This window comes from Kribbella caucasensis, assembly GCF_004361855.1.
In the GTDB taxonomy this organism is placed as follows: domain Bacteria; phylum Actinomycetota; class Actinomycetes; order Propionibacteriales; family Kribbellaceae; genus Kribbella; species Kribbella caucasensis.
The window spans coordinates 1-19219 of the sequence record NZ_SNWQ01000019.1 but is presented as its reverse complement, the minus strand read 5'-3'; the positions used below and the strand labels follow the sequence as shown (position 1 = coordinate 19219).

General features: G+C 68.7%; 22 protein-coding genes and 1 pseudogene. 18 read left to right on the top strand and 5 right to left on the bottom strand.

The window, feature by feature from the left end; genetic code table 11:
* The first annotated feature begins 57 nt into the window (after window positions 1-57).
* Genes EV643_RS31775 through EV643_RS31760 form a run of 4 tightly spaced genes read left to right on the top strand, consistent with a single transcriptional unit; the run spans window position 58 to window position 3562 of the window.
* A complete protein-coding gene (locus EV643_RS31775) occupies window positions 58-714 on the top strand; it encodes a response regulator transcription factor (RefSeq protein WP_133803879.1) in 657 nt (218 codons plus the stop codon).
* Entirely contained in the window at window positions 711-1949 is a 1239-nt protein-coding gene (locus EV643_RS31770) for a sensor histidine kinase (RefSeq protein ID WP_202869850.1), read from the top strand. The genes EV643_RS31775 and EV643_RS31770 overlap by 4 nt, the downstream gene beginning before the upstream one ends.
* A gap of 46 nt (window positions 1950-1995) precedes the next feature.
* Window positions 1996-2340, top strand: a complete 345-nt coding sequence (locus EV643_RS31765; RefSeq protein WP_133803878.1) for a YciI family protein — start codon at window positions 1996-1998, stop codon at window positions 2338-2340.
* A gap of 10 nt (window positions 2341-2350) precedes the next feature.
* On the top strand, window positions 2351-3562 hold the full coding sequence (locus EV643_RS31760; protein ID WP_133803877.1) for an RNA polymerase sigma factor: 1212 nt from the start codon (window positions 2351-2353) through the stop codon (window positions 3560-3562).
* 146 nt (window positions 3563-3708) lie between these two features.
* On the opposite strand, the gene EV643_RS31755 is transcribed toward EV643_RS31760, so the two are convergent.
* Window positions 3709-3936 (bottom strand): hypothetical protein, encoded by a 228-nt coding sequence (locus EV643_RS31755; protein WP_133803876.1) that lies wholly within the window; start codon window positions 3934-3936, stop codon window positions 3709-3711.
* Between the two features lie 37 nt (window positions 3937-3973).
* On the opposite strand from EV643_RS31755, the gene EV643_RS31750 reads away from it, so the two are divergent.
* From EV643_RS31750 to EV643_RS31710, 10 genes and pseudogenes are all read left to right on the top strand, one after another.
* Window positions 3974-4216 carry an ACT domain-containing protein gene (locus tag EV643_RS31750; protein ID WP_133803875.1) on the top strand — a complete coding sequence of 81 codons (243 nt, stop codon included), beginning with the start codon at window positions 3974-3976 and terminating at the stop codon, window positions 4214-4216.
* Window positions 4217-4232: 16 nt separating this feature from the next.
* Entirely contained in the window at window positions 4233-4991 is a 759-nt protein-coding gene (locus EV643_RS31745; protein ID WP_133803874.1) for a methylenetetrahydrofolate reductase, read from the top strand.
* A gap of 300 nt (window positions 4992-5291) precedes the next feature.
* Window positions 5292-5483 (top strand): annotated as a pseudogene (locus EV643_RS46030) (4Fe-4S binding protein); the annotation flags it as partial.
* 212 nt (window positions 5484-5695) lie between these two features.
* Complete coding sequence (locus EV643_RS31735) at window positions 5696-6226, top strand: NADH-quinone oxidoreductase subunit J family protein (protein WP_133803872.1); 531 nt, start codon at window positions 5696-5698, stop codon at window positions 6224-6226.
* Window position 6227: 1 nt separating this feature from the next.
* On the top strand, window positions 6228-6611 hold the full coding sequence (gene nuoK / locus EV643_RS31730; protein WP_238165931.1) for an NADH-quinone oxidoreductase subunit NuoK: 384 nt from the start codon (window positions 6228-6230) through the stop codon (window positions 6609-6611).
* Window positions 6608-8374, top strand: coding sequence for an NADH-quinone oxidoreductase subunit 5 family protein (locus EV643_RS31725; protein ID WP_133803871.1), 1767 nt, complete (start codon window positions 6608-6610; stop codon window positions 8372-8374). Before nuoK ends, EV643_RS31725 begins: the two co-directional genes overlap by 4 nt.
* Window positions 8371-9915: a complex I subunit 4 family protein gene (locus tag EV643_RS31720; RefSeq protein WP_133803870.1), complete on the top strand. Its 1545-nt coding sequence runs from the start codon at window positions 8371-8373 to the stop codon at window positions 9913-9915. Before EV643_RS31725 ends, EV643_RS31720 begins: the two co-directional genes overlap by 4 nt.
* Window positions 9912-11363 (top strand): NADH-quinone oxidoreductase subunit N, encoded by a 1452-nt coding sequence (locus EV643_RS31715; protein ID WP_133803869.1) that lies wholly within the window; start codon window positions 9912-9914, stop codon window positions 11361-11363. The genes EV643_RS31720 and EV643_RS31715 overlap by 4 nt, the downstream gene beginning before the upstream one ends.
* A 16-nt stretch (window positions 11364-11379) precedes the next feature.
* Entirely contained in the window at window positions 11380-11550 is a 171-nt protein-coding gene (locus tag EV643_RS44365) for a hypothetical protein (RefSeq protein WP_166665653.1), read from the top strand.
* 144 nt (window positions 11551-11694) lie between these two features.
* Window positions 11695-12714, top strand: a complete 1020-nt coding sequence (locus EV643_RS31710; RefSeq protein ID WP_133803868.1) for a lactonase family protein — start codon at window positions 11695-11697, stop codon at window positions 12712-12714.
* On the opposite strand, the gene EV643_RS31705 is transcribed toward EV643_RS31710, so the two are convergent.
* Window positions 12703-13878, bottom strand: a complete 1176-nt coding sequence (locus EV643_RS31705; RefSeq protein ID WP_133803867.1) for an MFS transporter — start codon at window positions 13876-13878, stop codon at window positions 12703-12705. The genes EV643_RS31710 and EV643_RS31705 overlap by 12 nt on opposite strands.
* A gap of 153 nt (window positions 13879-14031) precedes the next feature.
* On the opposite strand from EV643_RS31705, the gene EV643_RS31700 reads away from it, so the two are divergent.
* The gene (locus EV643_RS31700) at window positions 14032-15570 is read left to right on the top strand and encodes an HD domain-containing phosphohydrolase (protein ID WP_133803866.1); all 1539 of its coding nucleotides are present in this window, start codon (window positions 14032-14034) and stop codon (window positions 15568-15570) included.
* Here EV643_RS31700 and EV643_RS31695 read toward each other — a convergent pair.
* Together EV643_RS31695 and EV643_RS31690 are read right to left on the bottom strand one after the other, a co-directional pair.
* Window positions 15560-15871: a hypothetical protein gene (locus tag EV643_RS31695; RefSeq protein ID WP_133803865.1), complete on the bottom strand. Its 312-nt coding sequence runs from the start codon at window positions 15869-15871 to the stop codon at window positions 15560-15562. The two genes, EV643_RS31700 and EV643_RS31695, sit on opposite strands and share 11 nt — an antisense overlap.
* On the bottom strand, window positions 15868-16731 hold the full coding sequence (locus EV643_RS31690) for a phytanoyl-CoA dioxygenase family protein (RefSeq protein ID WP_202869849.1): 864 nt from the start codon (window positions 16729-16731) through the stop codon (window positions 15868-15870). The genes EV643_RS31695 and EV643_RS31690 overlap by 4 nt, the downstream gene beginning before the upstream one ends.
* Window positions 16732-16845: 114 nt before the next feature.
* On the opposite strand from EV643_RS31690, the gene EV643_RS31685 reads away from it, so the two are divergent.
* The 3 genes from EV643_RS31685 to EV643_RS31675 all read left to right on the top strand — a co-directional run bounded on the left by EV643_RS31685 (window position 16846) and on the right by EV643_RS31675 (window position 18888).
* The gene (locus EV643_RS31685; protein WP_238165930.1) at window positions 16846-17628 is read left to right on the top strand and encodes an AraC family transcriptional regulator; all 783 of its coding nucleotides are present in this window, start codon (window positions 16846-16848) and stop codon (window positions 17626-17628) included.
* 10 nt (window positions 17629-17638) lie between these two features.
* On the top strand, window positions 17639-18373 hold the full coding sequence (locus EV643_RS31680) for a hypothetical protein (protein WP_133803863.1): 735 nt from the start codon (window positions 17639-17641) through the stop codon (window positions 18371-18373).
* Window positions 18374-18504: 131 nt separating this feature from the next.
* Window positions 18505-18888 carry a hypothetical protein gene (locus EV643_RS31675; RefSeq protein ID WP_133803862.1) on the top strand — a complete coding sequence of 128 codons (384 nt, stop codon included), beginning with the start codon at window positions 18505-18507 and terminating at the stop codon, window positions 18886-18888.
* Between the two features lie 55 nt (window positions 18889-18943).
* On the opposite strand, the gene EV643_RS31670 is transcribed toward EV643_RS31675, so the two are convergent.
* Window positions 18944-19219, bottom strand: a 276-nt coding sequence (locus EV643_RS31670; protein WP_238165929.1) for a hypothetical protein, incomplete at its 5' end; no start/stop codon positions are given.

Sequence of the window (19219 nt, the reverse complement as noted above, 5' to 3'; positions counted from 1 at the left end):
CTGGGGAAACAGCCGGGTCGGAGATGATGTCTGGAAACGGCGGAAGGGCGGTGCGGCATGCGGGTGCTGGTGGTCGAGGACGAACCGTTGCTGGCGGCAGCGATCGCGGAGTGGTTGCGCGATGACGCCCACGCGGTCGACGTCGCCACCGACGGGGTCGCCGCGCAGGAACGGCTCGTCGTCAACGAGTACGACGTACTGGTGCTGGACCGCGACATCCCACTGGTTCACGGCGACGAGGTCTGCCGCGAGCTGGTCGCGTCCGGCTCGCCGACCCGGGTGCTCATGCTGACCGCGGCCGCCGCGATCACCGATCGGGTGGAAGGACTCGGGCTGGGAGCGGACGACTACCTGACCAAGCCGTTCGCCTTCGTGGAGCTCGCGGCCCGGGTGCACGCCCTCGGCCGCCGCAGTCGTCCGGCCGATCCACCTGTACTACGTCGCGCCGGGCTGGCCCTGGATCCGGCGAGACACCAGGTCTTCCGCGACGGGCGCTATGTGCCGCTGTCCAAGAAGGAATTCGCCGTACTGTCCGAGCTGCTCCGCGCTGACGGCGCAACCGTGTCCGCGGAACAACTGCTGGAGAAGGCGTGGGACGAACATGTGGACCCGTTCACCGCCGTGGTGCGGCTGACAATCCTCAAGCTGCGCCGCAAGCTCGGTGAGCCGGCCGTGGTGGAGACCGTGACAGGAGTGGGGTACCGGATACCGTGAAGTCACTCATCGGCCGCCTGACGCTGCGGGCCCGGCTGACACTCATCTACGGCGGGCTGTTCATGATCGCCGGGGTGATGCTGCTCGGCGTCACCTACGCCCTGTTCAACCAGCGGCTCGACAACCGCGTCGTGGTCAAGGGCACCTACCTGCAACGACCGCAATCTCCGGGAACGACACCACAGCCGGGCGCCGTCCCGACCAGCCCGAACCTCTGGGTGCTGAATCCGTCCGGCGACGTCCTCACGGGCCCGGACGCCGAGCGGGTGATGGAACAACAGCAGGCGCAGGTCCGGGACGCCGCCAGGAAGACACTGCTCGTCCAGGGCAGCATCGCACTCGTGCTGGTGGGAGCTCTGGCCGCCGGCTCCGGTTGGATTGTCGCGGGCCGAGTCCTGGCGCCCCTCCACCGAGTCACCGACACAGCACGTCGCATCGCCGCAGCCCCTGCCGCCGGTCGCGGTCTGCACGAGCGGATCGCATTGAGCGGCCCGGACGACGACGTGAAGGACCTGGCCGACGCGTTCGACACCATGGTCGAGCGGTTGGACCACTCCTTCGACGGACAGCGCCGGTTCGTCGCGAACGCCTCGCATGAGCTGCGCACCCCACTGACCTTGAGTCGCGCCCTGGTCGAGGTCGCGATGCACCGCAAGACCGCGTCGGCCGACGTGAAGCAGTTGGGCGAGAACCTGCTCGCGATCAACGCGCGGCATGAGCAACTGATCAACGGTCTGCTGGCGCTGGCCGACTCCGACAAGGTGCTCACAGCGGTCTACCCGGTCAACCTGAGCGACGTAACGGCTCACGTCGTCGCCCAGCTCGCCGCCGAGGCGGCCCAGGCCAGAATCGACGTCCACGCCTACGCGATGGATGCACCGACCACCGGGGACGCGCTCCTGCTCGAACGACTCGTCCACAACCTCGTGGAGAACGGCATTCGCCACAACACGCAGGGCGATGGCTGGGTGAGCGTGGCCAGCCGCTCGGTGGGCGACCGAGTGGAGGTGGAGGTGGAGAACACCGGGCCCGACGTCCCGCCGTACGAGGTCGAGGGGTTGTTCAAGCCGTTCCGGCGGCTGGGTGACGACCGGCTCGTCGCTCCGAAGGGGGCCGGCCTGGGGTTGTCGATCGTGCGGTCGGTGGCGGAGGCTCATGACGGAACCGTCCGGGCGGCCCCGCGCGATGGCGGTGGGCTGACGGTGGTCGTGTCGCTGCCTGTCGATCCGGGCTGATGCCGTTCGTGTAGTGGGTGACAACACCCGACACCTGGAGGTCGTGATGACGCAGTACCTGCTCAGCATCTACCAGCCGGACGGGCCCGTGCCGGACGACGAGTTCCTGGCGCCGATCATGAAGGAGCTGGCGATCTGGAACGACGAGCTCCGTGCGGCCGGATCCTGGGTCTTCAGCGCCGGTCTGCACCCGCCGGAGACGGCGACCGTACTGCGGTCGTCGGGTGAGGAGTTGCTGGTCACGGACGGGCCGTTCACCGAGGGCAAGGAACACCTGGGCGGGTTCACTGTGGTCGACGTGGCCGATCTCGACGAGGCGATGGAGTGGGCCCGCAAGCTGGCCCGGATTCTCGAGCCGCTGTCGATCGAGGTCCGGCCGTTCGCGCACTGATGGGCCGCTGATGGGGCTCGCCGTTGAGGAAGTGGCGGCCGTGTTCCGGCAGGAGCACGGCCGGGCGGTCGCGGTGCTGGCGGGTGTCTTCGGTGATCTGGACATCGCCGAGGACGCCGTGCAGGAGGCGTTCGCGGCCGCGGTCGAGAAGTGGCCGGCCAATGGACTCCCACCGAGCCCGGCCGGCTGGATCATCACCGCCGCCCGGCACCGCGCGATCGACCGGCTCCGGCGGGAGGCGGCCCGCGAGGACAAGCACGCGCAAGCCGCTCTCTTGCACGCCCAGGACGAACCAGTGGAGGAGGGACCCGTGCGCGACGACCGGCTCCGGCTGATCTTCACCTGCTGCCACCCGGCGCTGGCGCTGAACGTCCGGGTCGCCCTCACCCTGCGCCTGCTCGGCGGCCTCACCACGGCCGAGATCTCGCGCGCTTTCCTGGTCCCGGAGCCGACGATGGCCCAGCGCCTGGTCCGCGCAAAGACCAAGATCCGCGCCGCCGGCATCCCATACCGCGTCCCGTCCGACTCGGATCTCCCCGAACGGCTGCGCGGAGTACTGGCCGTGGTCTACCTGATCTTCAATGAGGGGTACGCCGCGTCCTCCGGCGACGAGCTGATCCGGACCGAGCTCTGCGCGGAGGCGATCCGGCTCGGTCGCGTCCTGGCCGAACTGATGCCGGACGAACCCGAAGTACTCGGTCTACTCGCGCTGATGCTGCTGCAGGAATCCCGGCGTCCGGCGCGCACCGCGGCGGACGGCTCGCTCGTCCCGCTCCCCGAGCAGGACCGATCGCGCTGGGACCGAGAGCTGATCACCGAGGGACAGGACCTCGTACGGCGTTGCCTGCGTCGCGACCAACCAGGTCCGTACCAGCTCCAGGCCGCGATCAACGCCGTCCACAGCGACGCTCCGAGTACCGCGGAAACCGACTGGTCCCAGATCGTCCAGCTCTACGACCACCTGATGCGCCTCACCCCGACTCCGGTGGTCGCCCTCAACCGCGCGGTCGCCGTCGGCGAGTTGACGGGTCCCGCCGAGGCGCTCGCCATCGTCGACGACCTGGACCTCGGCAGCTACTACCTCTTCCACGCCATCCGCGCCGATCTGCTCCGGCGACTCGATCGTCCTCGGGACGCCGCTGCCGCCTACGAAGCCGCCATCGCCATGTCCGCCAACGCAGCCGAGCAGGCCTTCCTCCGCGGCCGGCTCGCCATGCTGTAGTTCACCTACTGGTCGCATCCCGGCTGTTGAACCACCGCACACCCGACGGCAAAGTTTGGTCCTGGCTGGGCCACCAACGCGACTGGGTCTGGCCGGACAAGCACAAAGTGACCAGCAACAGCTGGGGACCGGGACCGCACTCAGCGCTACCCCGACTTCCTCACCCGGCTGGAACGCGCGCGGCCCGACCTCTCGACGGACGCGATCGCCGACTGGACCCCGCTGACCACGAACAGCGCCGGCCAGGCGATCTTCAGTGCCGCGCCGAACCAGAGCCGCGAGAGCAACGTCCGCGCCCGCGGTGTGTTCGCCGTCGCCGACTCCGGCGAGTGGTCTGACCTGCCCCGCATCGGCCTCTTCAACAGCAAGCTCATTTCACCTTCGTCCTCCGTCGCTGGTGCCAGTGCTGCGTTGCTCAGCTTCACCTCGCACTACCGGAAGAGCGGCGCGGAAACCGCCCGGGTCCTGGTCTCCTTCGACGGGGGGACTCCTCAGCCGATCCTCACTGACGGGGGTGACGTCACCGCGCGGATCGAGCGCCTCGCCGTTCCTGTCCCAGCCGGCGCGCAGACGTTGAAGGTCACGTGGTCGCTGGCCAGCGGCGACAACGACTGGTACTGGGCTGTGGACAACCCGATTCTGACGACCAGCTGACGATAGGGTCTCGGGGGTGACCGGGTTTCAGGTGATCTGTGAGGTGGAACCGCCGACGCGGCCGGATCTGAAGAAGGTGCGGCACCAGATCGGCGTGATGAGCCCGATCGCGGACGCGTTCCTGATCCCGGACAACCACATCGGCCGGGCCACCGTGTCCAGCGTCGCGGTGGCCAACGAGGTGCAGCTGATGGGCGCCCGGGGGATCGCGTGCCTCAACTCACGGGACCGGAATCTGCTCGGCTTCCGCCGCGACCTGCTCACGGCCGCGGCGTACGGGGTCGAGCAGTTCCTGTTCGTGCACGGCGACGACCCGCGCGAGGGCGGCCGGACCAGTCAGCTCACGGTCCGGACGATGATCGAGGAGACCCGGGCGACCGGCTTCCCCGGTTGCGGGCCGTTCGAGGTCGGCGCGACCGCCCGGCTGGGCAGGGTCCCGCGGTGGAAGGCCGAGGCGGACTTCCTTTACCTGCAGGTCAGTTTCGACGTGGACGAACTGCTCCGCTGGCGGGACAGCGTCGCGCTGGACATCCCGGTGTACGCCGGGGTGATGGTGCTGGCGAGCGCGAAGATGGCCCACAACCTGGCGTCCGTGCCGCAGCTCGCCATCCCCGATCGGCTGGTCGAGGCGGTCGAGCGGGATCGGGACGCGGGCGTCGAGGCGGCCTGCGAGCAGGTCCTCCGGATCCGGGACAGCGGCGCCTTCGACGGGGTGCATCTGATCCCGGTGAGCCGGTACCGACAGGTCGCGGCGCGGCTCGAACCGGAACTCTGACTGCACTCTCCCTGCATTTCCACTGCACCGAGTGGGAACTGCGGCCGTCTGGTGACTCCGTAAGGGGGCTGGACCGGTTAGTGTCAGCCTGCAGGGTTTCTGTTGTTTGATGGCTCGGTTCGCCGGACGGGAGGAGGAGGCGTGGCACTACCAGGCAAGGGTCTGATCGACGGCCTGAAAGTCACTGCGAAGACGCTGTCCCGCCGCGCCGTCACCGAGCAGTACCCGGACGTCCAGCCCGAGCTGCCGCCGCGCAGCCGGGGCGTGATCGCGTTGCTGGAGGAGAACTGCACCTCCTGCATGCTGTGCGCCCGGGAGTGCCCGAGCTGGTGCATCTACATCGACTCGCACACCGAGACCGCGCCGTCGGTCGGTGAGCAGGCCCGAGAGCGCAGCCGCAACGTGCTGGACCGGTTCGCGATCGACTTCTCGCTCTGCATGTACTGCGGGATCTGCATCGAGGCCTGCCCGTTCGACGCGCTGTTCTGGTCACCCGAGTTCGAGTACGCCGAGACCGACATCCGCAACCTGACCCACGAGAAGGACCGGCTGCGCGACTGGATGTGGACCGTCCCCGCACCCCAGCCGATCGACCCCGGCCCGTCCGTCATCGAGGCACCGGCCGTCGAGGGACCAGCTGCCGGGGCAGCGCCGTCCGACGGGGCGCCGAGGGCTGGCGAGGGGCCCGAGTCCGGGGGCGGCGAGTGACCACTGCGCTCTTCTCCATCGCGGGGGCGGTGGCGATCGCGGCGGCCGTTCTCGTCGTCACGTCCCGCCGGATCGTGCACGCCGCGCTCTGGCTGGTGGTCGCGCTCGGCGCGGTCGCAGGCTGCTTCGGCGCGCTGCACGCCGAGTTCGTCGCGCTGGTGCAGATCCTCGTCTACGTGGGCGCGATCGTGGTCTTGGTGCTGTTCGCGCTGATGCTGACCAAGGCACCGACCAACCCGCTGCCGGCGCTGACCACCCGGCGGAGCCCGTTCGCGGCGATCGTCGCCGGGGTGCTGGCGCTGCTCCTCGGCACCGGAGTGGTGATTGCCTTTGGCAACGAGAAGATCGAACCGGTGCCGGCCGGGTCGGCGACCGATGTCGGGACCGCGGTTTTCAGGATCTGGGTGCTGCCCTTCGAGGTCCTCTCGGTGTTGTTGCTGGCAGCCCTGATCGGCGCGATCGTCTTGTCCCAAAGGAAATTGTCGGAGCGCTCTGACAGGCTGTCCTCCTCGGGGAAGGAGGACTGACATGCCACTGGTTCTCCCGTTGCTGCTGGCCGTCCTGCTGTTCTGCCTCGGCGTGTACGGCGTGCTGGCGCGGCGCAACGCGATCACCATGCTGATGTCCTTCGAGCTGATGCTGAACGCGGTCAACCTGAACCTGGTCGCCTTCGACGCCTGGCGACTGGACGGACTCGCCACCGGGCAGACGCTCGCGGTGTTCGTCATCACGCTGGCCGCGGCCGAGATCGGCCTCGGGCTGGCGATCGTGCTGCTGCTGTTCCGCGGCCACGGTCATGTGGATGCGGACGCCGCCCGCGACCTGGTTGAGCAGGACGGCGGGATCCCCGCGGCTGATGGGGCGGGCACCGCCGCTGGGAGGACCGCGGTCGAGAAGGGTGCGGCGTCGTGATCGCGACGACGTGGCGCGTGGTCGGCGTCGGCTTCTCCCTGCTGGTGATCCTGGCGGCCATCCTGCTGTCCGGTGTCGAGCCTCAGCAGACCAGCTTTCCCGGCACGGGTGTCGGCCCCGACGTGTTCTGGACCTTCGACCTGCGAACCGACGACCTGACCGTGCTGCTGCTGGCCGTGGTCGGCGTCGTCTCCGCCTGCGTCCAGGTCTACTCGATCGGCTACCTGCACGAGCGCGCCGCGTCGTACACGGCGCTCGTCACCCTCTTCACCGCGGCCATGGTCACGGTTGTCGTCGCGGACAGCCTGTTCCTGTTGCTGATCGGCTGGGAGGTGATGGGCGTCTGCTCGTACTTGCTGATCGGGCACTATTGGGAGCGCCGTGACGCCCGCTCCGGTGCGATGAAGGCGTTCCTGATGACCAGGTTCGCCGACGTCGGGTTCCTGTTCGGCATCTTCGTCCTCGGCATCGGCTACAACACGTTCCGCATCTCCGAGCTGGGCTCCGGCCCGATCTCGCCCGGTGCATTGACGGCCGGGACGGTGCTGCTGCTGGTCGGCGTGGTCGGCAAGTCCGCCCAGGTCCCGTTGCAGACCTGGCTCCCCGACGCGATGCCCGGTCCGAGCCCGGTCAGCGCCCTGATCCACGCGGCGACCATGGTTGCCGCCGGCGTCTTCCTGATCGCCCGCCTGTACGACGTGTTCGTCGAGGCCGAGGCGACCCTCACCGTGCTCGCGGTGGTCGCGTGCGTGACGATGCTGGTCTCCGCGCTCTGTGCGATGGCGGCCGTCGAGGTCAAGCGGGTGCTCGCGTGGTCGACGGTGAGCCAGTTGGCGATCATGTTCGCCGGTCTCTCGCTCGGGACAGAAGACGGTCGGCACGCCGCGTTGTTCCACCTCGTCACGCATGCGTCCTTCAAGGCGTTGCTGTTCCTCTGTGCCGGTGTGCTGCTGCACCAGGTCGGCAGTGCCGCCTTCGTCGTACTCCGTCGCTACACCCGACGCGGTGCCCTCCGCCGGGCGATGCCGGTCACCTTCGTCACGATGACGATCGGCCTCGGTGCGCTGGCCGGCGTGCCGGGGCTGGCCGGGTTCTTCTCCAAGGACTCGGTGGTCGAGGCGGCCTGGCACCACGCGCGAGACGGGTCGACCATTGGCTGGGTCGTGCTGGTCTCGGTCTGCCTGACGGCGGCGTTGACCGCGTTCTATTGCGTGCGCTTGTGGTTGTGGACGTTCTTCCGGACGCCCGCACTGGCCGGGGCGCTCGGCGCGTTCGAGGATGACGACCCGATGGCGGATGTCGATGAGCCGGACACGTCCAAGCTCCGCGAGCCGTCCTGGTTGATGCTCGGGCCGCTGGTGCTGCTGGCGATCGGTGCGGCCGGGCTCGGGTATGCCGATGGGGTGCATGTCCACTGGGGCGTTGCGCTGGTGACGACCGTGCTGGCGGTGTTCGGCGCGCTCCCGGCGTACTCGTTGTGGCAACGTGGGGCGGATCCGCGGCCGGTTGTGCTGGAGCACGAGTTCGGCCTGGATGCGGCGTACCAGGGAGCGGTCGTCGTTCCGGTGCGGTGGTTCGCGAAGCTCGCGGTGCTTGGTGATCGGGATGTGATCGGGGGATATGTGCGGGCCACGGGGCGGGCGGGGACGTTGGCTTCGCAGGGCTTCCGGTTGCTGCAGACCGGGAATGTGCAGACGTATCTGACCGCTGCGGTGATCGGTGTGGTCGCGCTGGCTGTCCTCGCGGGGGTGATCGCCTCGTGAGTACTTTGCTGATCGCATTGCTGGCCGTGCCGGCGCTGACGGCGATGGTGCTGTGGGTGCTGCCGGTGTCGTTCGCCGATCGGGTGGCCGCCGTTGTGGGCTCAGTGATTTCCGGGCTGGTGCTGGTCGGTTCGGTGTGGTTGTGGATCGACTATCTGCGGCCCGCCGACGGACCGGGGACGCTTGTTGGGTTCGAGACAGCGCCCAGGACCCTGCCCGGCAAGCTGTACCCGTTCGCGGAGACCGATCTGGAGTGGATCCCGCCGTTGGATGTGCGGTTCCACATCGCGGTGGACTCGATCTCGATCCCGTTGATCATGCTCACCGCGTTGCTGGTCTTCCTCTGCTGCCTGTACTCGCTTCGCATCACCCCACGGATCGGCCGTACCCGGTCCCTGATCGCGTTGTTGCTGGTGATCGAGACCGGGGTGATCGGTACGTTCTCGGCCGTCGACCTGGTGCTGTTCTTCCTGTTCTTCGAGGTCGTCCTGATCCCGATGTGGCTCGTCATCGACATCTGGGGTGACGAGCACGACGCGGCCGGGCGACGGCGTGCGGCGACCACGTTCGTGTTGATGACGGTGCTCGGTTCGGCCGTGATGTTGCTCGGCTTCCTGCTGATCCACCGGCAGGCAGGGACGTTCGATCTCGAGGTGCTCGGCAACAACCCGGTGGCGGGCGGACGCGGCGTACCACTCGCGGCGGCGATCCTGGTCGCGCTCGGCCTGGCCGTGAAGATGCCGCTCTGGCCGCTGCACATCTGGTTGCCCGATGCGCATGCGAAGGCGCCGACGGTCGGGTCGGTCCTGCTGGCCGGCCTATTGCTCAAGCTCGGCAGTTACGGCCTGATCCGGATCCTGTTGCCGGTGCTGCCCGAGGCGACGACCACCATCGCGCCCTATCTGGGCGGCTTCTCCACGGTCGCGATCATCGCCGGATCGCTGGCGTGTTTCGCGCAGACCGACGTGAAGCGGCTGATCGCGTACTCGAGCGTCGGGCACATGGGGTTCATCGGGCTCGGGATCGCGACGATGTCGCCGGAGGGCCTGAGCGGGGCGCTGTTCGCGAACATCGCGCACGGGCTGATCACCGGTCTGCTGTTCTTCCTGGCCGGCGCGATCAAGGACCGGCACGACACCAGCGATCTGCGCACGATCGGCCGCGCGCTGAACGCCCGGCTGCCACGGATCAGCGGACTGCTCGTCTTCGCCAGCCTCGCCTCGCTCGGGCTGCCCGGGCTGGCCGGGTTCTGGGGTGAGATGCTCGCCCTGCTCGGCGCCTACCGCCCGGCCGACTCGTTGCCTCGGACAACCTTCCTGGTGTTCATGGTGATCGCGGGTCTCGGGACAGTGCTGACCGCGGCGTACTTCCTCCGGCTGATCCGCAACCTGTGCCAGGGTGACCCGGCCGAGTACCCGACGACCGCGTTCGCCGTCGACCTGAGCCGGATCGAGTTGCTCACGTGGACGCCGCTGGTGGCGCTGACCGTCGTCCTCGGGCTCGCGCCCTGGCTCCTGCTCGACTATTGGAACTTCGTATGACGATCACCTGGACCGACTGGCAAGCGATCGCGGTACCACTGGTGCTCGCGCTGGGTGCCGTGGCCGCGCTGCTCGTCGACGGTTTCTGGGGCGCCGGTAGCCGTCAGCTCAAACACCTTTGCGTCACGCTGGTCACCGCTGGCGCGATCCTGTTCGGCTTCGCGTTCCTGGTGACGCAGCGCAACTCGGTCCGACCCGGATTCTGCCGCGCCGCAGTCGAAGCACCGGCCGAGTGCAGCATCGTCTTCGAACCCCTCACCGTCGGGTTGTGGGCCGTCCTGTTGATCGGCGGACTCGGCGTCGTCGGCCTCTCGACGTACGGGTTGCTCGATCGCGAGATCCCGGTCGGCGAGTACCACTTCCTGCTGCTCAGCGCGCTCACCGGCGCGACCGTGCTGGCCGGTGCGCGCGACCTTGCGACAATCGTGATCGCCCTCGAGGTGGTGTCGCTGCCGAGCTTCGCGATGGTTGCCCTGCGCCGCGACCGCCGCGGTTCCGAAGCCGCGCTCAAGGCGTTCCTCGTCTCCGTCCTGTCGACGGCCGTGATGCTGTTCGGCATCTCCTACCTCTACGGCGTGACCGGCTCGCTTTACCTGCAGACGATCGCGACGCAACTCCCGGGGATCGACCCGGACCTGCGCCGGGTGGCGTTCGCGGCCGGCCTGTTCGTGATCGTCGGCTTCGGCTTCAAGATCGCGGCCGTCCCGTTCCACGGCTGGCTCCCCGACACGTACGCCGGTGCGCCGGTCGAGGTCACCGCCTTCCTCGCCGTCGTCTCCAAGTCGGCCGGCGTGGCCGGGCTCCTGGTCCTCGTCACCTTCGGCGTGGCCCCCAGCGGTTCGGAGCTCCGGACGGTCGTCGCGATCCTGGCCGCCGTCACCATGACCGTCGGGAACCTCGCTGCCCTCCGCCAAGGCGAAGCGGTCCGCCTCCTCGCTTGGTCCTCCATCGGCCAGGTCGGCTTCCTCCTTGCACCCCTGGCGGTAGGCGATGCCCAAGCGGTCGTCGGCTACCTCGCCGCCTACGTCGTCGTAACGCTCGGCGCCTTCGGTGCGGTCGCCGTGGTCCAACGCCACCGCCCGGCAGGCCTCCTCACCGACTACCGAGGCATGATCCGCTCCGAACCAGGCCTGGCCGCTGCCCTGATCTTCTTCCTGGTGGTCCTGGCCGGCCTACCCCCAGGCTTGGCCGGCCTCTTCACCAAGTTCGCCGCCTTCCAGTCGGTCATCGACGCCGACCTCCTCTGGCTCGCCGTCATCATGGCCGTCAACGTCATGATCGGCTTGGCTGTCTACCTCCGCTGGATCGCCGAACTCTTCCGCCTCCCCGCCGAAGCCCCCTTCTCGGTCGACATAGAAACCCCCGCCGTAACCGTCATCAGCGCCTACACCGCCGCGGCGATAGTCGTCTCCGTCCTCCCCAGCACCCTCTTCACCCTCATCACCTGAACTTGCAGCCCTCTTCATGTCCAGGGAAACCAGCGATGGAGTCGATCGCCTCGTTCTCACGGGTGCCGACGGTCTCTACGAACTCGACGGCGACGTCTTCCAGTACGTCGGCGGGTCGGGCAGCCGACTTCCTCAGACCCTGGCAGCAGGCCCGATCGAGAAGACCATCGCCGCTTTGACGAAGTAGGCCCTGCCGGGGCTGGGCCGGCGGTGGGGGAGCGGACGTGCACGCCATCAATGCGGGTCGCTTGCGGGGCCGCCCACGCTTGGAGCCGGGATCAAAGAGTGGATTGTGATGGGCTGGGGATCCGGGACCTGGCAGGGTGGGGGTATGACTTCGGAGCGGATCTATGTCGGGAGTTACACGAGTCAGTCCGGGGGCGGGGACGGGATCGCGTTTGGGACCACCGAGGTATTGAGCGTTGTGGCGGAGACCGCGGATCCGTCGTTCTTGACCCGATCGGCCGACCACAGGTTCCTGTACGCGACGAACGAGCTCGAGGCGGGACGGGTCAGTGCGTTCGCGATCGAGGCGGACGGCGGGTTGAAGTTCCTGAACGACCAGCCGACCGAGGGGGCGCATCCGTGTCACCTGGCGGTCGACCCGTCGGGCCGGTTCCTGTTGTCGGCGAACTACAGCTCCGGATCGGTCGCCATCCACCCGATCGCGGCGGACGGTTCGCTCGGTACCGCGACCCAGATCGTGCAGCGCGAGGGGACCGGGCCGAACAAGGAACGCCAGGAAGGGCCGCACGCGCATCAGGTGGCGTTCGACCCGTCGGGTGAGTACGCCTTCGACGTCGATCTCGGCACGGATCTGGTGTACGTCTCCACGCTCTCGTCCGAAGGCCGGCTGGAGGAGGTCGGGCGGCTTCCGGTGCATCCGGGGGCCGGGCCGCGGCACCTCGTGTTCCGGCCGGGCGGCGGCGCGGCGTACATCATCAACGAGCTGGATTCGACATTGACCGTTTGCAGCTATCAAGACGGCAAGCTGGTGATCGTGCAGACGGTGTCGACCCGGCCGGAGGGTGCGGAGGGGGACAACTTCCCGGCGGAGGTGCTGATCTCGGCCGATGGGCGGTTCGTCTACGGGTCGAATCGCGGCGACGACACGATCGCGGTGTTCGCGGTCGCGGCCGACGGGTTGAGCGTCCAACTGATCCAGACGATCGGCACCGGCGGCGTCTGGCCGCGACACCTTGCTCTTGGCAATGACCCGGCCGTCCTGTACGCCGCGAACGAGCGCTCCGACCAGCTCGCGACCTTCACCGTCGACCAGACCAGCGGCGTCCTCACCGCAACGGGGACGCCGCTGCCCTGGCCGAAACCCGTCTGCGTCCTACCCGCCTGATTGAAGCGCTGCGGAGCGGTGGGTGGTTCGGCTTGCCAGTAGGAAGCCGGCGGTGGCGACCAGGGCGGCGGTGAGGAAGCCGGTGCTGCGGTCGAGTCCGGCGGCGACGAGTCCGAATGTCGCCGGGCCGAGACCGAGTGCGAGGTCGATGCTCATGCTGACCGTGCCCATCACGGCCCCACGTTCGGCGGCCGGGATGCCCTGCAGCGCCAGCATCATGATCGCCGGAGTGCCGAAGGCGATGCCGACGCCCAGCACGACTGTCCCGATGGCCAGACCCGGCACAGCCCGCCAACTGCCTATGATCGCCAGCCCGATGGCACAGCAGGACAGCGCGAGCCGTACGCTCCGAGCCGCGCCCAGCCGATCCGGGATGCGCGCGCCGATGCTACGGATCACGACCACAATCCCGGCGAAGACGAACATCAGGGGACCCGCACCCGCCAACCCGAGATCCAGCGCGTAGAGCGGTACGAAGGCCAGGAACCCCGCCATCCCCCAGACCAGTGCAAGCAGCAACAAGCCGGGTACGACGGCGGCCGGGTGGATCAGCCGTCCGCCGGATTCGGTAGGCCCCGGTTCCCGTGTATCACCGACGCGTGACGCCAGTACGACGGAGAGCACGGCCGCGCAGGACGAGAACACCCAGACCGTGCCGAACCCGATCGCGCCGACCACAGCCTCCCCGAGCGGAGGGCCGACCGCGAGCCCGACGTACAGGGACAACGAGAACAGGCTGATCGCCTCGCCTCGGCGTTCCGCGGGAGCCAGGTCGCTCATCGCGGTCACCGCGCCGACGAAGAAGAACGCCTCCCCGACACCGGTGAGCAGCCGCAACGCGACCAGCATCGCAACGCTGTCGGCCAAGCTGTACCCGGCTACCGAGGCGGCGAAGACCAGCCCACCGAAGATCATCACAGTCGACCGCCCGCGCCGATCCGCGAACCGGCCCGCCCACGGCCGTAGCAGCAACGCGGACAAGCTGAACGCCCCGACGGCCATCCCCACGCTCACGTCACTGCTCGCGAGAGGGCCGGTCACGTACAGCGGCACGCTCGGCACCAGGAGTCCGTCGGCGAAGAAGTAGGCCAGCGCCGCCACTCCCAGCATCGCGAACTGCGGCGTGACGAGGCGAGGCCGGGCGGTTGTCGCGGTCTGGCTCATGATTCCTCCCCGGTCCCAAAACGTCCCAACTGGGCGTTTGAGGTTCACAATGGCCGTACGGCGCTCTCCGGGGCATCGGTAGATCTGCCCATCTCGACGGCCGACACACAGACCCCGTGCCTCGGACCTGACCGGCGCTGTCGAGGGGGTGCCATGGCCCGCGACGAACTGCGGCTCGCCGAACCCCTCTGCGCCTTGTCCGTGACGCTGGACCTCGCCATGGCCCAGCCGCTCGAGAAGTCGATCCGCAGTTGCCTGGTCGCGATCCGGCTCGCGCAGCGCCTCGGCCTGCCCGCCGTCGAGCAGCGGACCGTGTACTACGCGACGCTGCTCCGCCATCTCGGTTGCACCGCCACCACCCACGAGGAGGCCCACCAGTTCGGCCCCCGCGCGGCCGAGCTCCGTCCTCTCGCGGAGCGGACCGACAGCTCCGACAGCCGCGCGACACTCGCCATCCTCCGGCAGATCGGCAAGGGCGGTGGAGTCCGCCGCCTCCAGTACTTCACGCGCGTCTTGACGGCAGGTAAGACCGGCGAGGCGGAGATACTGCTGGCGGTTTGCGAGGTCGGCAGCATGCTCGCGAAACGGCTACACCTCGGCCCCGAGGTCGCCGCCGCGCTCTACCAGAACCTGGAGCGCTGGGACGGCGCCGGTTCGCCGAAGGGCCTGGCGGGCGAGGAGATCGCCATCGCCACCCGGATCGCCGAGGTCGCCACCCAGGCTGTCATCTTCACCAACCTCGGCGGGCCGGAGGCGGTTCAGACGGCGTTCGGCAAACGCCAGGGCGGGTGGCTTGACCCAGGTGTGGTCGCGGTCTTCAACCCGGACCTGCTCAAGGACCTGGACACCATCGACGTCTGGCAGCACGCTCTCGACGCCGAACCCGAGCCGCGCCGCCACGTTCCGGCCGATCGGCTGGACGACGTGGCCCGGGCCTTCGCCCATTTCGTGGATCTCAAGTCGCCGTACCTGTTCGGTCACTCGACCGGGGTCGCGGACCTGGTCGACCAGGCGGCGCCGAAGCTGCGGCTGGATGACGACCAGCGGGCGATCGTCAGGCAGGCCGCCTACCTCCATGACCTCGGCCGGGCAGCCGTCCCGACCAGCGTGTGGGAGCGCAAGAGCGAGCTCCGCAGGGCCGACTGGGAGCAGGTCCGCCTCCACCCGTACCACTCGGAGCGGATCCTGGCCCGCTCCACCGCACTCGAACCAGTGGCCGCTCTGGTCGGTCTCCACCACGAACGGCTCGACGGGAGCGGCTATCCGAAGCAGTCGAAGGCCGGTGAGCTACCGGTTGGGGCCCGCCTGCTCGCAGTGGCCGACGTGTACCAGGCGCTCACCCAGTCACGCCCACACCGCCCAGCGCGGTCACCGGCCGCAGCGGCGGACGCAGTACTGGCTGAAGTGGCTGCGGGGCGGCTGGATGGGGACTGTGCGCGGGCCGTACTCGAGGCGGCCGGGCAACAGGTGCCCGGCCGCCTGACGAGTCGCCCGGCCGGCCTCAGCGAGCGGGAAGTGCAGGTACTACGCCTGGTCGCGTGCGGCCGGTCGAACGCCGAGATCGCCCGCGAGTTGGTGGTCTCACCCCGTACCGCGGAACACCACGTGCAGCACATCTACGGCAAGATCGGCGTCTCCACCCGAGCCGCGGCAGCGCTGTTCGCGATGCAAAACGGCCTGTTCACGCCGTAACAGAGGCCAGCTTTTCGAAGAAGAACTCGTGCTTGAGGAACGACACGTCGTACTCGTGCCCGTGCGCAGGTGGCAGCAGTTGCGCGGCCTGGAACAGTCGCCAGCCGTCCTTCAACGCGTCCAGCCCGGTCGCGTACGGCGGGACGTCGCTGTCGCCAGTAGTCGGGTGGGTCTCGCCGGTGCCGTCGTACCTCGACCAGCCGACGACCCGTGCATCCAGGGCGGACGAGGCCAGGTAGAGGACCAGCACCTGCTGGCGGACGGTCTGCTGTGCGGTCTCGGCGGGGGCGGTCGCGGTCATGCCATCTCCTTCTTCGCGGCGTGCGGGTTGAGACTGCGCTGGGCGACGACGCGCTGCGGCCGGTTCGACACGCGGGTGACCCAGTACTCCGGGTCGAAGGTGTCGTCACCGGTGAGGGCCTGCCACAGCTTGATCCGGTTGTACTTCTCCAGCCGGCCGGTGGCGTTCTCGTACCAGGGGAACGTCTGGTCGAGTTCACGCGCGACCTCGGCGTCGTACAGGTCGTCGGTGTTCCACAGCCGGACCTGGCGGACGGTCGGGTTGAACCGGATCTTGAACATGTACCGGTCGATGGCGCTGTCGTTCTTGCGGCCGCCGTGCCAGATGCCGTGGTGCAGGAACACCACGGTGCCGGCCGGGCAGGTGAGCCGGGTCTGGCCGAGCAGGTTCTGGTACCGGCCGGTGTCCGACTCGTTGGTGCGGCGCAGGTGGCTGCCGGGCACGCTGAGGGTGCCGCCCATCTCGAGCGTCACCTCCTGCGGGTAGTACATCAGCTGCACGTCGAAGGCGTCCTCGCGGACGTCGATGATCGCGTCGCCGTGCAGGTTCTGCGCCTCGCCCTCGTGCGCCTTGCGGATGTGCACCGCGTGGTGGTCGACCGTGGGATCCGGCCCGACCAGGCTGTGGATCGCGCCCGCGACCTCCGGCAGCTGCACCAGCCGCTGGACGAACTCGCTGCCCACGAACGCCTCGGACAGCGGGGTGCCGTACGGGACGCCGGGGATGCCGGCTTTCAGAACGTCGATCGCCTGCTGGTTCATCTCGTCGGGCACGACGGCGTCCATCCGGAACGCGCCGTTCGCGACGAAGTGGGCCATCTGGACGGAGGTGAGCAAGTTCTTGCGATGCGGTTGGGGCATGTCTCTCCCTCTCGGGGTGACTTGGTGGTTCGTACTCGTCCAGGCTAGGCGTCGACAACGTTGTTTCGCGTGGGCTGAGATCACTACTAGTGGTAGGTTTTCACCATGCTTCCTATGCCGCTGTCTGCGCCGCCCGAGGTGGTCAGCGTCGGGCTCGGGGTGCACGGCGTGCGGACGCGGCGGGACGTCTTCCGGTTGCCGGACCTGTGGCAGCTCCACCTCTTCACCTACTCGGCGGACCTGACGGTCGACGGTACGACGTACGCGGTGGCGCCCGGATTCGTCAGCCTTACGCCGGCCGGGGTCGAGGTGGAGTTCGCGTACCGCGGTCGGTCCGAGCACCTCTACGTCCACTTCCGTCCCCGTGAGGTCGGCGAGCCGTCGTACGTCCCGGTCGTCCAGGACGCTGGTACTGCGGCGCCGGTGCTGACCGAGTTGCTCCGGTCTGCGCTGGAGGCGTCTCCGACCGGATCGGCCCGAGTGACCGCCGAGGTGTGGACCGCGCTCTGGCGGGTGGCCCAGCTCGGCGCGCGCGTCACCGAGGGCGGGCAGGCCACCTCCCACCAGGCAGTCGCGACGGCCATCGCCTACATCGAGGCCAACCTCGCCCGCCCGCTGACGGTGCCCGAACTGGCCCGGGTCGCGGGTGTCTCGCACAACCACCTGACCCGGCTCTTCCACGCGGAGACGGGCGACACGGTGATCGCGTACATCCGCCGCCGACGTCTCACCCGCGCCCGCCATCTCCTGGTCGCGTCCACACTCTCGATCCCGGCGGTCGCGGCCTCGGTCGGCATCCCGGATCTCCAGGCCTTCAACAAGGCCTGCCGCCGCGAGCTGGGCGGATCACCCCGGGCGGTACGAAATGCGGTCGTCGTGGCCGGTCAGGCGGTTTAGCCTTCAGCGCATGGACAAGCTGATCCCGGTGGCCGAGGCGCCCGAGTTGGACGAGGAGGCCGGGAAGCGGTTCGTCGAGGACTGGCCGGAGTTCATCTTCCACGACCTCGGCGTGAAGCCTTACCGGGATCGCCGGGTGGAGTACTTCCGGGATTGGGAGTTCTACCTGGTGTCGAACGAGCGCCGGCTGATCGCCGGGTGCTGGGGTGTGCCGATCGCGTGGGACGGGACGGTGGCGGATCTGCCGAGCGGGTTCACCGATTCACTCGCGCGGGCGGTCACGTCGTACGAGGCGGGTGTTGTGCCGGACACGTTCGTCCTGATGGCGGCCGCGGTACGGAACGACGAGCAGGGCAAGGGGTACGCCGGTCGGGTGATCACGGCGGTCCGGGAGCGCGCGGCCGAGGCTGGTCTGGCGCGGATGATCGCGCCCGTCCGGCCGACGCTGAAGAGCCGCTATCCGCTGACCGGCATCGCCGAGTTCATGACGTGGACTCGTGACGACGGGCTGCCGCTGGATCCGTGGTTGCGCACCCACGTGCGGCTTGGTGCTGAACTGCTCGCGCCGGCGCCCGTGTCGCAGACGATGACGGGTTCGGTGGCCGATTGGGAGAAATGGACCGGGATGGTGTTCCCCGCGTCGGGTTCGTACGTCATCCCCGACGGCCTGGCTCTACTGGAGATCGACCGGTCCGCCGACACAGGCATCTACAGCGAGCCGAACATCTGGATGCGTCACAGCTAGGGGCTCCGGGCAACGTCGTAGCGGTGCGTGGCCGCACTCTCACCCTCATGGTCTTGAACCCGTAGTGGCGCGCGTGTCAGAGTGCACCAAATCGTGGGCAGTCCGCCCGCGTGGGGGATGGGGGAAACACCATGAACAGATTGCTTCGCCGTGCGCTCATGACCGGGGCCGGCGCGGTCGCGATCGTCGGACTTGCCGCGGCTCCGGCCAACGCACACTTCTGCTTCAAGACCAACCTGAACGCCATCGCGGCACAAGGTATGGCCGGTTCGGCGAACTGGGTGCCGTTCGGTGACCTCGCGGCCGAGTTCCTGCCGGGTCTGTGCGAGGCGGGGATCGAGCATCTCGCCACAGCAGGCGGGGTGAGGACGTCCACGCTGATCAACACCCACGGCACCATGGCCGGCGGCACGTTGAAGAAGGGCGCGGACGCGGGGACGCCGTCAATCTCGCATCTCAACTTCGACGCCATCGACGCGGCGGTCCCCGACGCGTTCGCACTCTGCGCCGGCTGACCCGCAGCATTCGGCCAGCCCCGGCTCGTCGAGGGTCGGTCCGGGGCTGTCCGAGTCAGGAGAGCGCGAATACTGCGAGGCCGTGGGGTCCGAGGACTCCCTTCAGGATGTCGAGGGACTCCTCCCGGTCGGGGCCGGTGATCGCCTGCTCGGCCCACAGCGCGACGTCTTCGAGGGCGCGGGCGTTGCGGTAGTAGGTGATGGCGTGCTGGTCGAGCGTTGTGTCGCCGGTTAAGCGGCTCTTCAAACTTGACCGGGCAGCGATTCTGGTCTGGCTGTGCTCCGGCGTGATTGCCGGGTGCAGAAGTACCGTACTCGGCGGCGTTGGTTG

Excerpts from the sequence above, each read along its gene's own strand:
- EV643_RS31755 (WP_133803876.1), bottom strand. The coding sequence starts at position 3,936 with ATGAGCTTGCTGTTGAAGAGGCCGATGCGGGGCAGGTCAGACCACTCG.
- EV643_RS31695 (WP_133803865.1), bottom strand. The coding sequence starts at position 15,871 with ATGACCGCGACCGCCCCCGCCGAGACCGCACAGCAGACCGTCCGCCAG.
- EV643_RS44365 (WP_166665653.1), top strand. The coding sequence starts at position 11,380 with ATGTCCAGGGAAACCAGCGATGGAGTCGATCGCCTCGTTCTCACGGGT.
- EV643_RS31690 (WP_202869849.1), bottom strand. The coding sequence starts at position 16,731 with ATGCCCCAACCGCATCGCAAGAACTTGCTCACCTCCGTCCAGATGGCC.
- nuoK (WP_238165931.1), top strand. The coding sequence starts at position 6,228 with ATGCCACTGGTTCTCCCGTTGCTGCTGGCCGTCCTGCTGTTCTGCCTC.
- EV643_RS31715 (WP_133803869.1), top strand. The coding sequence starts at position 9,912 with ATGACGATCACCTGGACCGACTGGCAAGCGATCGCGGTACCACTGGTG.
- EV643_RS31775 (WP_133803879.1), top strand. The coding sequence starts at position 58 with ATGCGGGTGCTGGTGGTCGAGGACGAACCGTTGCTGGCGGCAGCGATC.
- EV643_RS31765 (WP_133803878.1), top strand. The coding sequence starts at position 1,996 with ATGACGCAGTACCTGCTCAGCATCTACCAGCCGGACGGGCCCGTGCCG.
- EV643_RS31685 (WP_238165930.1), top strand. The coding sequence starts at position 16,846 with ATGCCGCTGTCTGCGCCGCCCGAGGTGGTCAGCGTCGGGCTCGGGGTG.
- EV643_RS31710 (WP_133803868.1), top strand. The coding sequence starts at position 11,695 with ATGACTTCGGAGCGGATCTATGTCGGGAGTTACACGAGTCAGTCCGGG.
- EV643_RS31700 (WP_133803866.1), top strand. The coding sequence starts at position 14,032 with ATGGCCCGCGACGAACTGCGGCTCGCCGAACCCCTCTGCGCCTTGTCC.
- EV643_RS31680 (WP_133803863.1), top strand. The coding sequence starts at position 17,639 with ATGGACAAGCTGATCCCGGTGGCCGAGGCGCCCGAGTTGGACGAGGAG.
- EV643_RS31760 (WP_133803877.1), top strand. The coding sequence starts at position 2,351 with ATGGGGCTCGCCGTTGAGGAAGTGGCGGCCGTGTTCCGGCAGGAGCAC.
- EV643_RS31675 (WP_133803862.1), top strand. The coding sequence starts at position 18,505 with ATGAACAGATTGCTTCGCCGTGCGCTCATGACCGGGGCCGGCGCGGTC.
- EV643_RS31705 (WP_133803867.1), bottom strand. The coding sequence starts at position 13,878 with ATGAGCCAGACCGCGACAACCGCCCGGCCTCGCCTCGTCACGCCGCAG.